This window comes from Sphingomonas sp. Leaf17 (assembly GCF_001421505.1).
In the GTDB taxonomy this organism is placed as follows: Bacteria; Pseudomonadota; Alphaproteobacteria; order Sphingomonadales; family Sphingomonadaceae; genus Sphingomonas.
In genome coordinates, this window is the sequence record NZ_LMKL01000008.1 from 1 (window position 1) to 12,293 (window position 12,293).

12 protein-coding genes are annotated in these 12,293 nt (G+C 68.0%); 8 read left to right on the forward strand and 4 right to left on the reverse strand.

The genetic code is table 11. The features are described from left to right. Positions 1-225 precede the first annotated feature (225 nt). Positions 226-711 (reverse strand): hypothetical protein, encoded by a 486-nt coding sequence (locus ASE75_RS15550; protein WP_156340443.1) that lies wholly within the window; start codon positions 709-711, stop codon positions 226-228. Positions 712-1,005: 294 nt separating this feature from the next. Next, positions 1,006-1,560, reverse strand: a complete 555-nt coding sequence (locus ASE75_RS12105) for a CAP domain-containing protein (RefSeq protein ID WP_235512719.1) — start codon at positions 1,558-1,560, stop codon at positions 1,006-1,008. Between the two features lie 20 nt (positions 1,561-1,580). On the opposite strand from ASE75_RS12105, the gene hemW reads away from it, so the two are divergent. Then, positions 1,581-2,732, forward strand: coding sequence for a radical SAM family heme chaperone HemW (hemW, locus tag ASE75_RS12110; RefSeq protein WP_055933930.1), 1,152 nt, complete (start codon positions 1,581-1,583; stop codon positions 2,730-2,732). Between the two features lie 53 nt (positions 2,733-2,785). Here hemW and ASE75_RS12115 read toward each other — a convergent pair whose 3' ends face one another. Further along, on the reverse strand, positions 2,786-3,976 hold the full coding sequence (locus ASE75_RS12115; RefSeq protein WP_055933932.1) for a penicillin-binding protein activator: 1,191 nt from the start codon (positions 3,974-3,976) through the stop codon (positions 2,786-2,788). 13 nt (positions 3,977-3,989) lie between these two features. On the opposite strand from ASE75_RS12115, the gene rsmI reads away from it, so the two are divergent. The 5 genes from rsmI (at position 3,990) to ASE75_RS12140 (ending at position 7,598) form a co-directional block, all read left to right on the forward strand. Then, positions 3,990-4,826 carry a 16S rRNA (cytidine(1402)-2'-O)-methyltransferase gene (gene rsmI / locus ASE75_RS12120; protein ID WP_055933934.1) on the forward strand — a complete coding sequence of 279 codons (837 nt, stop codon included), beginning with the start codon at positions 3,990-3,992 and terminating at the stop codon, positions 4,824-4,826. 87 nt (positions 4,827-4,913) lie between these two features. Continuing rightward, entirely contained in the window at positions 4,914-5,318 is a 405-nt protein-coding gene (locus ASE75_RS12125) for a hypothetical protein (RefSeq protein WP_055933937.1), read from the forward strand. A gap of 32 nt (positions 5,319-5,350) precedes the next feature. Beyond that, positions 5,351-5,740, forward strand: coding sequence for a YraN family protein (locus ASE75_RS12130; RefSeq protein WP_055934501.1), 390 nt, complete (start codon positions 5,351-5,353; stop codon positions 5,738-5,740). A gap of 54 nt (positions 5,741-5,794) precedes the next feature. Further along, entirely contained in the window at positions 5,795-6,745 is a 951-nt protein-coding gene (gene gshB / locus ASE75_RS12135; RefSeq protein ID WP_055933938.1) for a glutathione synthase, read from the forward strand. A gap of 247 nt (positions 6,746-6,992) precedes the next feature. Further along, complete coding sequence (locus tag ASE75_RS12140; RefSeq protein ID WP_055933940.1) at positions 6,993-7,598, forward strand: DedA family protein; 606 nt, start codon at positions 6,993-6,995, stop codon at positions 7,596-7,598. Here ASE75_RS12140 and ASE75_RS12145 read toward each other — a convergent pair. Further along, positions 7,595-8,491 (reverse strand): tyrosine recombinase XerC, encoded by an 897-nt coding sequence (locus tag ASE75_RS12145; protein ID WP_055933942.1) that lies wholly within the window; start codon positions 8,489-8,491, stop codon positions 7,595-7,597. The two genes, ASE75_RS12140 and ASE75_RS12145, sit on opposite strands and share 4 nt — an antisense overlap. Positions 8,492-8,588: 97 nt before the next feature. Here ASE75_RS12145 and ASE75_RS12150 point away from each other — a divergent pair, with 97 nt between their 5' ends. Continuing rightward, on the forward strand, positions 8,589-10,043 hold the full coding sequence (locus tag ASE75_RS12150; protein ID WP_162233735.1) for a sensor domain-containing diguanylate cyclase: 1,455 nt from the start codon (positions 8,589-8,591) through the stop codon (positions 10,041-10,043). Positions 10,044-10,116: 73 nt separating this feature from the next. Next, complete coding sequence (locus ASE75_RS12155; RefSeq protein ID WP_055933946.1) at positions 10,117-12,285, forward strand: primosomal protein N'; 2,169 nt, start codon at positions 10,117-10,119, stop codon at positions 12,283-12,285. Positions 12,286-12,293: the final 8 nt, after the last annotated feature.

Here is a 12,293-nt window from a genome sequence, read left to right on the forward strand (position 1 = left end):
CCATCTGCTCGTCGGTCAGCCAGTACAGGTCGCTCATCCTCGGTCTCCTCACGGAGCCCGAATCAGATCGAGCCGCTCAGATCAATGGGTCCTGACCCTAAGACAAAGCGTCCGCGAAAGCCGTCTAAACTCCCCCACCGACACCCTCCACGGCCTGCGCCGGGGAGGGTGTCGCGACAGGGTTCATACTATATCGTTTTATTGCAACGAATTAACTTAATTTTCCTACCAGCCCTGTTGGCCATCTACTCCCGCCAAAACGGCTTCGGTTGCTGCACACGGCGGTCCGGAAAGGTGCCTGCCGGTGAGTCGCAAAACATTGGGATCCCCCTTTTTTAGTCCGACTTGCTCTCTCAACTCTGCAACGTGAAAATTCGTGACGAAACCTCCGCGGAGATACCAAACTATCGTCCTGTTCTTGAACACATAGGCGCGTACGAATTGCCGGTGGGGCAGCCCTCGTGACAGTTCATCTTGGAGGTCGAAAGGAATATATTTTTCTCCGATGTCAGCAATATCTAGCTTGATACGACGGAATTCACTTGCGACATCTGGCATATCGCGAAGCGAAGCTACAACGCGAGCGGGTTGAGACAAGGTGCATTTTTTTGGGACGGGAATACTCGGGGCTGTCGCTACCGACTGAGCAACAACCGCCTGATTCGCTAACAAAGAGGCACTGGCAATGGCGGCCGCAAACGACGTTTTCATACCAGGATTCCTTGATGGCTTGTTCTGCTGGCAACCCAAAAACAAGATTTCCTTGAACTTTTCAAGCGTCGCTAGCCCACAGATAATCCTATTTACAGACGTAACTTATTTTTTTCTAACCAGTATTGTCCAATGATCGACGATTTTCTGCGAAATCGAAAGCCAGTCGCGGGAAACGCTTTCCGATGGCCATCAGGTCTACCAACTCGGTCCTCATGACCTAGCCCCGGTTCCCAACATCAGCGATGGATGCCGAAAAAGCATGGAAATGTCAAGTCAATTGTACCAAATGGGCTAAAAGGCCCGCTGCCCCACCACATTGCCCGGTGGCGAATACCGGCACACCAGATACTCGCGCCCGCCCCCGGCCGCCGTCGCACATCCGACCGCCGTCGTCCCGCGCCACACGATCTGGGTATAGTGCGCCACATCCTCCCACCGCCCGGTGCGGCTGAACATCGGCGTCACGCCGTTGACGAAATCGCGCTTCTCGGCGACCCAATATCCGATCATCTCGTCATAGGCATACGCCCCGCGCGTGCCCTCGAACAGGTTTTCGCCCTGCCGCCCCGGTCCCATCGGCTGGTCGGCATGCTCGAACCGCCCCGTCCGCGCCATCGTGTCGGCATAGGCTTTCGCTCTCGCCGCCAGCCGTTCGTCCCACACCAGCGGCGGTAAGCCGACCGCGGCCCGCGCGCGGTTGTGCGCCGCCATCATCGCGCCCCGCAGCAACCCGGCCCCGCGCGACGCCGGCGCCGCCGATGGCCGCGGCTCGACCACCTGCTCCGGCCCCCGCGCGCACCCGCCGAGCAGCGCGCAGACCAACATCAGCTTCCCAATCGTCCTCATGTCCACCATATCGCGCGCCCATGACCCCCGATCAACCGCAGCCGCTGGCGCTCTACATCCACTGGCCGTTCTGCGTGTCGAAATGCCCCTATTGCGACTTCAACAGCCATGTCCGCGAGTCCGTGGACCAGGACGCGTGGCGCACCGCCCTCCTCGCCGACCTCGCGCATGAAGCCAGCGTACTGCCCGACCGCAAGCTCGGCTCGATCTTCTTCGGCGGCGGCACGCCCTCGCTGATGCCGCCCGCGACGGTCGCCGCGCTGCTCGACGCCGCCGAGCGCACCTGGGGCTTCGCATCCGATATCGAGATCACGCTGGAGGCCAACCCCTCGTCCGTGGAGGCCGCGCGCTTCGCCGACCTGGCGGCGGCCGGCGTCAACCGCGTCTCGCTCGGGATCCAGTCGCTCGACGATGCCGCGCTGCGCTTCCTCGACCGCGCGCACAGCACCACAGAGGCGCTGGCCGCGCTCGCCACCGCGCAAGAGCATTTCGCCCGCGTCAGCTTCGACCTGATCTACGCGCTGCCCGGTCAGCGGCTCGCCGACTGGCATGCCGAACTCGCCCGCGCGCTGTCGTTCGGCACCGAACATCTCTCGCTCTACCAACTGACCATCGAACCCGGCACGCGCTTCGCGACCGAAGCCGCCGCCGGTCGCCTGACCATCCCGGACGGCGACACCGCCGCCGACCTGTTCGAACTGACCCGCGCGACCACCGCCGCCGCCGGCCTGCCGGCTTACGAAACCTCCAACCACGCGAAGGTCGGCGCGGAAAGCCGCCACAACCTGACCTATTGGCGCTACGGCGATTATGCCGGCATCGGCCCCGGCGCGCACGGCCGCCGCCTCGCCCACGCGACCGTCCGCCACAAGAAGCCCGAAAACTTTCTTTCCGGCATCGCCCGCAACGCCCACGGCATCGTGACGGAGGAGGCCCTGTCCCCCCACACCCGCGCGACAGAGGCGTTGCTGATGGGCCTGCGCCTGCGCGAAGGCGTTCACCTGCTCCGCATCGCCGCGTTGAATGGCGGCACCGCACCGGTCGATTTCGCCGCCGTCGCCAAACTCGAAACGCAGGGCTTCATGGCCTTGGACGGCGACCGGCTACGCGTCACCGAAGCGGGCGCGCTGCTGCTCGACGCGATCCTGCCGATCGTCGTCACCGACAGTTGATGGAACCGTCATCCCAGCGAACGCTGGGATGACGTCAATTTTGGAGCGCCCCCTCAGAACCCGGTCGGCGCCGGCGACACCGTCACCGTCGTGCCGCCCTTGATCTCCTGCACCTCCAGCGCCCGCTCAGCGACCCCGTCGCGCCCGAAGCGGAACGCCCCGTCGATTCCGGCGAACCCGCCCGCGTCGCGCAACCGCCCTTCGGGGAACGCGCTGCCGACCTTCCAGTCGCGCGCGATCCGCACCGTCAGCAGCACCGAGTCATAGCCAAGGCTCGACAGCCGGTACGGCCCGCTGCCGAACCGCGCGCGATATTTGGTCGCATATTGCCGGTACAACGTGTTGGACACGCTCGCGAACCACGCCCCGTTCAGCGACGGCTTGGCGGCGATGCTGCTTTCCGAATTCCACAATTCGGTGCCCAGCAGCCGCGTCGTCGGCCCGCTGACCCGCCGGACCTGCGGCGCGGCGGCGGCGGCGGTGTTGCCGCCATCGGCCACCAGCACCGCGCCGTACGGAGCCTTCGCAGCCAGCCGCGTGACCGCCGTCGTGATCCCGCCCGGTGTCCGGCCATAGGTCTGCAGCGACACGACCTGTCCGCCGCTGCTCTCGACCGCGCGCAGGAAGGCGGTCGACGCCCGTTCGCCATACAGGCCGTTCGGCACCAGCCCGGCAAAGGTCGTGATCCCGCGCCCCTTGGCATAATCGACCACCCGCGCGATCGACTGCGCCGGCGCATAGCCCATCAGGTAAGTGCCGTTGCCCGCGACGCCCGCGTCGTTGGAAAAACTGACCACCGGCACGCCCGCCGCCCGCGCGATCGGCGCGACCGCGCGCACATCCTCGGCCAGCAACGGCCCCAGGATCAGCTGCGCCCCTTCCGCGATCGCGCGGCTCGCCGCCGCCGCCGCGCCGCCGGCGGTGTCGTAATTGGTGATCCGCACCTTTTCGGTCCGCGTGTCCAGCAGGGCCAGCATCGTCGCATTCGCGATCGACTGGCCGACACCCGCATTGCTGCCCGACAGGGGCACCAGCAGCGCGACCCGGTTGCGCGTGGTGTCACCGGTCACATTGGTCTCGACCTGCGGCTGTGCGGGGCGCTGCGGGCGCGTGGTGGGGCGCTGGTCCGGTCGCTCGACCGGCCCGCGCGGAACGATCGTCTGGCAGGCGGACAACGCCAGCACGCCGCCGATCGCGATCATGCGCCCATATGCCCGTTTGGAAATCGTCATGGCCTCTGCCATTACCCTGCTCCTGATGAACGCCCCACTAGAACCCGGTCTGTACATCGTCGCGACGCCAATCGGCAATCTCGGCGATCTGTCTCCCCGTGCCGCCGACATCCTGTCGCGCGCCGATGTCGTCGCGGTCGAGGACAGCCGCGTCACCGCCGGCCTGCTGCGCCACATCGGCGTGAAGCGCCCGATGCAGCCCTATCACGATCACAACGGCGAGGGCGTTCGCCCCGGCCTGATCGCCCGCATGGCAACGGAATCGGTCGCGCTCGTGTCCGACGCCGGCACGCCGCTGATCTCCGACCCGGGCTACAAGCTGGTCCGCGACGCCCGCGCCGCCGGCCATCTGGTGGTGACCATCCCTGGCCCCTGCGCCGCCGTCGCCGCGCTGACGCTCGCCGGCCTGCCGACCGACCGGTTCCTGTTCTGCGGTTTCCTGCCGTCAAAAGAAAAAGCGCGCGCCGACGCCATCACCGAAATCGCCGGCATCCGCGCCACGTTGGTCCTCTACGAATCCGGCCCGCGCCTCTCCGCCTGCCTGACCGCGCTGGCGGCGGGCCTTGGCGACCGCGAGGCGGCGGTGACCCGCGAGATCAGCAAGAAATTCGAGGAGGCCGTCACCGGCACGCTGTCATCGCTCGCCGCACGCTACGCCGATGGCGGCCCGCGCGGCGAGATCGCCATCGTCGTCGCCCCCCCCGGCGACCCCGAACCCGCGCGGATCGAGGATGCCGACGAGGCCCTCGCCGAGGCCCTCACCCGCCTTCCCGTCTCGAAAGCCGCCGGCGAAGTCGCCAGGGCGTTCGGCCTGGACCGCAAAACCCTGTACGCGCGGGCGATGGCGCTGAAATCGGGCTGACCCGGCTTTAACGTGGATCAGCACCATTTTTTAATCCCGATGGTGATAGCGTTCGGCGAAGAAGCCTCGTTTTCCAGGGAAACAAGGATGGTGGACGGATCCTACAGTTTCGAAACCGATCCCGCGCGCAACTTCCTGCGCATCAATCTTACGGGTAACTGGGACCTGCCGCTGGTCGAACGATTCACGACCGATGTCGCAACGACGATCCGCGGCATGATCGTCGCCGGCGCCACGCCCGGCGAGTTCCGGACGATCGTGGACATGAGCCGGAAATACATCCTGCCGCAAAACGCCGTTTCCGAACTGGGCAGGATGATCCGCCCCGACTCACCGTCGCGCAAGATCGCCCTGCTCGTGTCGGGCACCCTGCACAAATTGCAGGCGAAACGCTTTACCGTCAGCGACAAGCACCGGACCTTCGACCAGGAAAGCGATGCGGTGGCGTGGCTGTGGACCGACGCAGACGATACGGCATCACCCGCCCCTTGAGGCATCGACCCTGGTAGGTCACCATGGCCGCCATGCCCGATCCCGTCCTGCCACGCCGCCCGTCCGCCCCCCGAAACCGCGCCGCCGCCGAAGCCGCCGGCCGGCGTGGCGAGCGGCTCGCCGGCTGGTGGCTGCGACTGAAGGGCTGGCAGATCCTCGACCGCCGCGTGCGCACCAGGGCGGGCGAGGTCGACATCGTCGCCCGGCGCGGCAGCCTGATCGCCTTTGTCGAGGTCAAGACCCGCGCGACCGCCGCCGACCTGGACTTCGCGATCGACGAACGCCGCCTCGCGCGCGTCGCCGCGGCGGCGGAGGTGCTGATGCCGCGCTATGCCGGTCCCGGCGACGACATCCGCGTCGACGTCATCCTGATGGCCCCCGGCACCCGCCCCCGCCACATCGAGAATGCGTGGCAGCCGTGACAATCGCCGCCAGCGCCCCTACCTCGCGTGCCAGCAACCGATAGGACCAGCCGCATGACCCTGACCGTCGCCGTCCAGATGGACCCGATCGACTCCATCAACATTGCCGGCGATTCGACCTTCGCGCTGATGCTCTCGGCGCAAGCCCGCGGCCACCGCCTGTTCCATTATGGTCCCGAAGATCTGAACTGGTCGAACGGCCGCCTGTGGGCCCGCGCGCACCCGGTCACGGTCCGGCGCGAACCGGGCAACCATTTCACCTTCGGCGACCCGGTCGATCTCGACCTCGGCGACGAGGCCGATGTCGTACTGATGCGGCAGGATCCGCCTTTCGACCTGGGCTATATCACCGCCACCCACCTGCTGGAGCGGATTGCCGACAAGACCCTGGTCGTCAACGACCCGGCGCAGGTCCGCAACGCGCCGGAGAAGGTCTTCGTCCTCGACTACGCGCACCACATGCCGCCGACGCTGGTGACGCGCAGCCTCGATGCCGCCCGCGCCTTCCTGGCCGAGCACGGCGAGATCGTCGTCAAGCCGCTGCACGGCAATGGCGGCAAGGCGATCTTCAAGGTCGGGGCCGACGGCGCGAACCTGTCCGCGCTGATCGAGGTCTTCAACATGACCTGGCGCGAACCGCACATGCTGCAGGCGTTCCTCCCCGACGTGGCCAAGGGCGACAAGCGCATCGTCCTGGTCGACGGCGAGGTTGCCGGCGCGATCAACCGCCTGCCGGGCGAGGGCGAGATCCGCTCGAATCTCGCGGTCGGCGGCTCTGCCGTGAAGACCGACCTCACCGACACCGAACGCGCGATCTGCGCCGAACTGGGGCCGGAGCTGAAACGTCGCGGCCTGCTGTTCGTCGGGATCGACGTCATCGGCGGCAAGTGGCTGACCGAAATCAACGTCACCTCCCCCACCGGTATCGTCGCGATCGAACGCTTCGACGGGACGGACGTGGCCGGCATGATCTGGGACGCAATCGAGGGGAAGGTGCGGGGGTGATGCGGTCGCGGGCCGCACGCCGCCCCGCCTCCCGCCCCTTCGTCCCGAGCAGGGACTGAGCCCGTCGAAGGCCCGTATCGAAAGGCCCGTATCGAAGGACAGGTCGGGACGCGGAACCCGTCCCTCGATACGCCGCTCCGACACGCTCGACGACCACGCAGGACGAACGGCTGGGGACGCCCCCGCACCCGAACCGCCGCCCCAAACATTCTACCCCCCGAAACCACCACCCAGAGCGCCCGCCCCCATGACCAAGTTCATCATCGACCTGATCGCCTGGGGCGGCTATTTCGGCATCTTCCTGCTGATGGCGCTCGAAAACGTCGTGCCGCCGATCCCGTCGGAGGTCATAATGGGCCTTGGCGGCATGGCGGTCGCGCGCGGTCACATGAACCTGTGGCTGCTCATCGCCGCCGGCACGCTCGGGACCACCGTCGGCAATTATTTCTGGTACGCGCTGGGCCGGCATTTTGGCTATGAGGGCCTCAAGCCGTTCATCGACCGCTGGGGCCGCTGGCTGACGCTGGAGTGGGAGGATGTACAGAAGCTGCGCAACTTCTTCCGCAAGCGCGGCGGCTGGGTGATCTTCGTGTTCCGCTTCATGCCGACCTTTCGCACGATCATCTCGCTGCCCGCCGGCATGGCCTGCATGCCGCGCTGGAAGTTCCTGCTGTGGACCTTTGCCGGTTCGGCGATCTGGAACACGATCCTCGCCGCCGCCGGCCTGTTCCTGGACACCCGGTTCCAGCAGATTGATCGCTATGTCGGCCCGGTCGCCATCGCGACCTTCGTCCTCATCGCCGCCGCCTATGCCTGGCGCGTCGCCACCTGGAAGCCCCGCGCACGTCGTTAGGCGCGTGGATGCGCCGCGCGGTACACGTCCATCAGATACGCTGCATCCACCCCGGTATAGACCTGCGTCGAGCTGAGGCTGGCATGCCCCAGCAGCAATTGCAGCGCGCGCAGGTCGGCCCCGCGTCCCAGCAGGTGCGTGGCGAAACTGTGCCGCAGCGCATGCGGCGTCGCCCGCTCCGACAGGCCCAGCCGCCCGCGCGCCGCCTGCACCGCCCGCCGCACGATCGCCGGCGACAGCGCCCCGCCCCGCACCCCCAGGAACAGCGGCGTGTCCGGCCCGATGCTCCACGGCGTCTCCGCGACATAGGCATCGATCGCGCCGCGCACCTGCGGCAGCAGCGGCACCAGCCGGGTCTTGTCGCGCTTGCCCGTCACGCGCAGCGTCTCGCCCAGCGGCAGCACCGCGCCCGTCAGCGCCATCGCCTCGCCGATGCGCAGGCCCGCCCCGTACAGCAGCAGCAGGATCGCCCAGTCGCGTGCGCCCGCCCACGGCACCGCCGCATCCTCCGCCACCGCCGCCGCCAGCGCCATCGCCTCGTCGGGCGACACCGGCCGCGGCAATCCCCGCTTCACCTTGGGACCACGCAGCCGGGGCACGCCTGCTTCACCGGTCGCCCAGGCGAGGAAAGCCCGCACCGCCGACAATTCCCGCGCCGCCGACGCATTGCCCAGCCCCTCGCCCCGCCGGACCGCCAGATAGGCACGCAAATCCCCCGACGTCACCTCCGCCAGTGACGGCGCATCAACTCCCCGGTGCCGTGCCAGAAACGCCAGCAGGCGTTCGGCCGTCGCCTGGTAGGCGCGCACGGTGTGGACGGATCGCCGACGATCCCGTAGCAGATGGGCGGCAAAACCGGCGGCTGGGCCTTTGGCCGGATCGGTCGGTGTCATGGCCGTCACCCTACCCCCTTGTCACGGCCACGACCACCACCGGCGACCCGCCAACGTAGGCAGAATGTTAAACCTTGCGGCCTAGCTCCACCCCATGATGTTCGATGCTCCTTCCGGCCGCCGACGGGAACGCGACGACGCGCTGCGTGTCGCGGTGCTCGACGCGCTCGATCTGCTCGACACGCCTGTGGAATCGCAGTTCGACACCATCGCGCAGCTGACCGCGACGATGCTCGGCTGCCCGGTGGCGCTGATCTCGCTCATCACCCGCGACCGATACTGGATCAAGGCGGCCCATGGCACCGCGCACTGCGAAATGCGGCGCAGCGACGCCATCTGCAACCAGACCATCGCCGAACCCGGCGTGCTGGTGATCGAGGACGGATCCGTCGACACGCGCATCGGCTCTGCCTGTTTCGCCGACGGTTCGCCGATCGCCTTCTATGCCGGGACCGCGATCCACGGCATCGACGCCCACGGTGTCAGCCACGCCATCGGCACCCTGTGCGTGCTGGACCGGGTGCCACGGCGTTTTTCCGAAGCGCACCGGACCATGTTGTCGGGCCTCGCCTCGCTCGTCGACGCGCTCATCGCCGCGCGGGCCACCGCCTGTCAGGCGATGGCGGTTGCGCGCGAAAACGAGCAGCAGGCGATCGAACTGCGCCGCAAGGACCGCATCTTCCACCAGGCCGAACGCATGGCGATGATCGGGTCATGGCGCGTCGCCTTTGCCGGCCAGATCCTGGAATGGTCGGACGGGCAGTACCGTATCCACGACCTCGAACCCGACGGGTCGATCGAGGCCCGCCGCGCCTATGGCTTCTATTCGCCGACGGATCAGGTCCTTATGCGCGAAAAGCTGGCCGACACGCTCGCCACGGGCACGCCCTATGCGCTGGAAACCGAAATCATCACCGCGAAGGGGCGCCGTCGGCGACTGCGGTCGACGGCGGAAATCGAGTATCGCGACGGCCGCGCCATCGCCATCACCGGCGTTTCGCGCGACGTCACCGACGAACATGCCATGCAGCAGGCGTTGCGCCACGCCGCCGACACCGACGAGCTGACCGGGATCGGCAACCGCGCCGCCTTCAACCGCACGATCGACGCCGCGATCGCGAGCGCCCGTGCCAACGCCACGCCGCTCGCCCTCGTCCTGATCGACATGGACGGGTTCAAGGCGGTGAACGATACCTTCGGCCATCTCGCCGGCGACACCGTGCTGTGTACGGTCGGCAACCGCCTTGGAAATCCGTGGCTTCGCGGCAGCTTCGCCGCGCGGATTGGTGGCGATGAGTTTGCGATTTTGATCGACGATCCGCAATTGCTCGCCGACCTTGACCTGCTGACCACGCGGTTGAGGACGGAGTTGCAGGTGCCCGTCACGCTCGACGGCCTGACCATCGCGACGGCCGGGTCGGTCGGCGCGGTCCTGTTCGCCGATCACTTCGCCACCGCCGCCGATTTCGTCGGCGCCACCGACCGCGCGCTGTACGCGGCCAAGAAGCAGCGGATCGGGGACCGGCGGATCGCAGGACGCCCCGTGGCCTGATCCTGATGCGACGATCCGTCCCGCGTCGTTGCGGGCTGGTCGATCGCCGCCCGCGTCGCCATATGCCGGTGCGATGTCGCGTGCCCGTGTCCTGATCCTCAACGCCGCCCTCGGCCCCCTCGACTACCGCGTGCCGCACGGCATGGCCGTCGAGCCGGGGTCGGTCGTCGTCGCGCCGCTCGGCCCCCGCCAGCTGCTGGGCGTGGTGTGGGAGGAGGCGCGCATGCCCTCCGATGCCGAGGTCGGCGACAACCGCCTGCGCCCGTTGCTGGCCGTCGCCGACGTGCCGCCGCTGCCCGCACCGTTGCGGCGGCTGGTCGAATGGACCGCCGCCTATTACCTCGCCGCGCCTGCCGCCGTCCTGCGCATGACGCTGGCCAGCACGTCGGCGCTGGAGGGTGCGCGCACCGCGACCGAATACCGCGCGACCGGCACCATCCCCCCCCGCCTGACCCCGCAGCGCGAACAGGCGCTGGACCGGATCGGCGACCGCCAGGGCCTGATCCGCGAACTGGCGCAGGTCGCCGACGTGTCCGACGCGGTGATCCGCGGACTGGTGAAGGCCGGCGCGCTCGAAGGCGTCAGCGTCGACGTCGACAGCCCGTTTCCGCTGCCCGACCCGACCCACGGCCAGCCGCTGCTGTCGTCCGACCAGCGCGCGGTCGCCGACACGCTGGTCGCCGACGTCGCCGGTGCCAGTTTCAAGCCGACCCTGCTCGACGGCGTCACCGGCTCCGGCAAGACCGAGGTGTATTTCGAGGCGGTGGCCCAGGCCATCCGCGACGGCCGCCAGACGCTGGTCCTGCTGCCAGAGATCGCGCTGACCGAACCGTTCCTGAAACGCTTCCACGATCGCTTCGGCTGCGAACCCGTCGTATGGCACAGCGGCCTGCGCTCGACCCAGCGCCGCCGCGCGTGGCGGGCGATCGCCACCGGGCAGGCGCTGGTCACCGTCGGTGCGCGCTCGGCCCTGTACCTGCCCTACGCCAATCTCGGCCTGATCGTCGTCGACGAGGCGCACGAGACCAGCTTCAAGCAGGAGGACGGCGTCCATTACCACGCGCGCGACGTCGCGGTGATGCGCGGCAAGTTCGAGGGATGCCCGGTCATCCTCGCATCCGCCACCCCCGCGATCGAGACGCGACAGCAGGTCGTCACCGGCCGCTATGCCGAACTGAAGCTGCCCGGCCGCTACGGCGTGGCGGAAATGCCGACGATCGAGGCGATCGACCTGATCCACGAACCGCCCGAGCGTGGTCGCTGGCTCGCGCCCAAACTGGTTAAGGCGATGGCCGAGACGCTGGCCAGGCGCGAACAGTCTTTGCTGTTCCTCAACCGGCGCGGCTATGCCCCGCTGACGCTCTGCCGCACCTGCGGCCACCGGTTTCAGTGTCCCAACTGCACCGCCTGGATGGTCGAGCACCGCCTCAGCCACCGCCTCGCCTGCCATCATTGCGGCCACCAGATGCCGACCCTGCGCGTCTGCCCCGAATGTCACGAGGAGGACACGCTGGTTGCCTGCGGCCCCGGCGTCGAACGCATCGCCGATGAGGTCACCGCGCTGTTCCCCGACGCCAAGACCGCCATCGTCACCTCCGACACGATCTGGTCCCCGGCGCGCGCGGCGGAATTCGTCGCGCGGATGGAGGCACACGACATCGACATCGTCGTCGGCACGCAGCTGGTGACCAAGGGCTATCACTTCCCCAACCTGACGCTGGTCGGGGTGGTCGACGCCGACCTCGGCCTCGATGGTGGCGATCTGCGCGCAGCCGAACGCACGTTCCAGCAGATCCGCCAGGTTTCGGGCCGCGCCGGTCGCGGCGCAAAGCCCGGCCATGTCTATATCCAGACGACCAGTCCCAAGGCGCAGGTCATGCAGGCGCTGATAACCGGCGACGCCGACGCCTTCTACGACGCCGAGACCGAGGCGCGTCGCGACGCCGGCGCGCCCCCCTTCGGCCGCTACGCCGCGATCATCGTGTCGTCGGAGGATCAGGCCGCCGCGCAGGATACCGCCACCCGGATCGCCCGCGCCGCGCCCGAGGTCGATGGCATGCACGTCTACGGCCCCGCCCCCGCCCCGCTCGCCATGCTGCGCGGCCGCCATCGCTACCGCCTCCTCGTCCACGCCCGCCGCGCGCTCGACGTGCAGGACGTCATCCGCGACTGGCTGGGCGCGCTGCAATGGTCGCCCAAGGTCCGCGTCGCGGTCGATGTCGATCCCTACAACTTCCTGTGAATCCTCGC

Excerpts from the sequence above, each read along its gene's own strand:
- ASE75_RS15550 (WP_156340443.1), bottom strand. The coding sequence starts at position 711 with ATGAAAACGTCGTTTGCGGCCGCCATTGCCAGTGCCTCTTTGTTAGCG.
- ASE75_RS12140 (WP_055933940.1), top strand. The coding sequence starts at position 6,993 with ATGACCAAGTTCATCATCGACCTGATCGCCTGGGGCGGCTATTTCGGC.
- ASE75_RS12150 (WP_162233735.1), top strand. The coding sequence starts at position 8,589 with ATGTTCGATGCTCCTTCCGGCCGCCGACGGGAACGCGACGACGCGCTG.
- rsmI (WP_055933934.1), top strand. The coding sequence starts at position 3,990 with ATGAACGCCCCACTAGAACCCGGTCTGTACATCGTCGCGACGCCAATC.
- hemW (WP_055933930.1), top strand. The coding sequence starts at position 1,581 with ATGACCCCCGATCAACCGCAGCCGCTGGCGCTCTACATCCACTGGCCG.
- ASE75_RS12115 (WP_055933932.1), bottom strand. The coding sequence starts at position 3,976 with ATGGCAGAGGCCATGACGATTTCCAAACGGGCATATGGGCGCATGATC.
- ASE75_RS12145 (WP_055933942.1), bottom strand. The coding sequence starts at position 8,491 with ATGACACCGACCGATCCGGCCAAAGGCCCAGCCGCCGGTTTTGCCGCC.
- ASE75_RS12125 (WP_055933937.1), top strand. The coding sequence starts at position 4,914 with ATGGTGGACGGATCCTACAGTTTCGAAACCGATCCCGCGCGCAACTTC.
- gshB (WP_055933938.1), top strand. The coding sequence starts at position 5,795 with ATGACCCTGACCGTCGCCGTCCAGATGGACCCGATCGACTCCATCAAC.
- ASE75_RS12105 (WP_235512719.1), bottom strand. The coding sequence starts at position 1,560 with ATGAGGACGATTGGGAAGCTGATGTTGGTCTGCGCGCTGCTCGGCGGG.
- ASE75_RS12130 (WP_055934501.1), top strand. The coding sequence starts at position 5,351 with ATGCCCGATCCCGTCCTGCCACGCCGCCCGTCCGCCCCCCGAAACCGC.
- ASE75_RS12155 (WP_055933946.1), top strand. The coding sequence starts at position 10,117 with ATGTCGCGTGCCCGTGTCCTGATCCTCAACGCCGCCCTCGGCCCCCTC.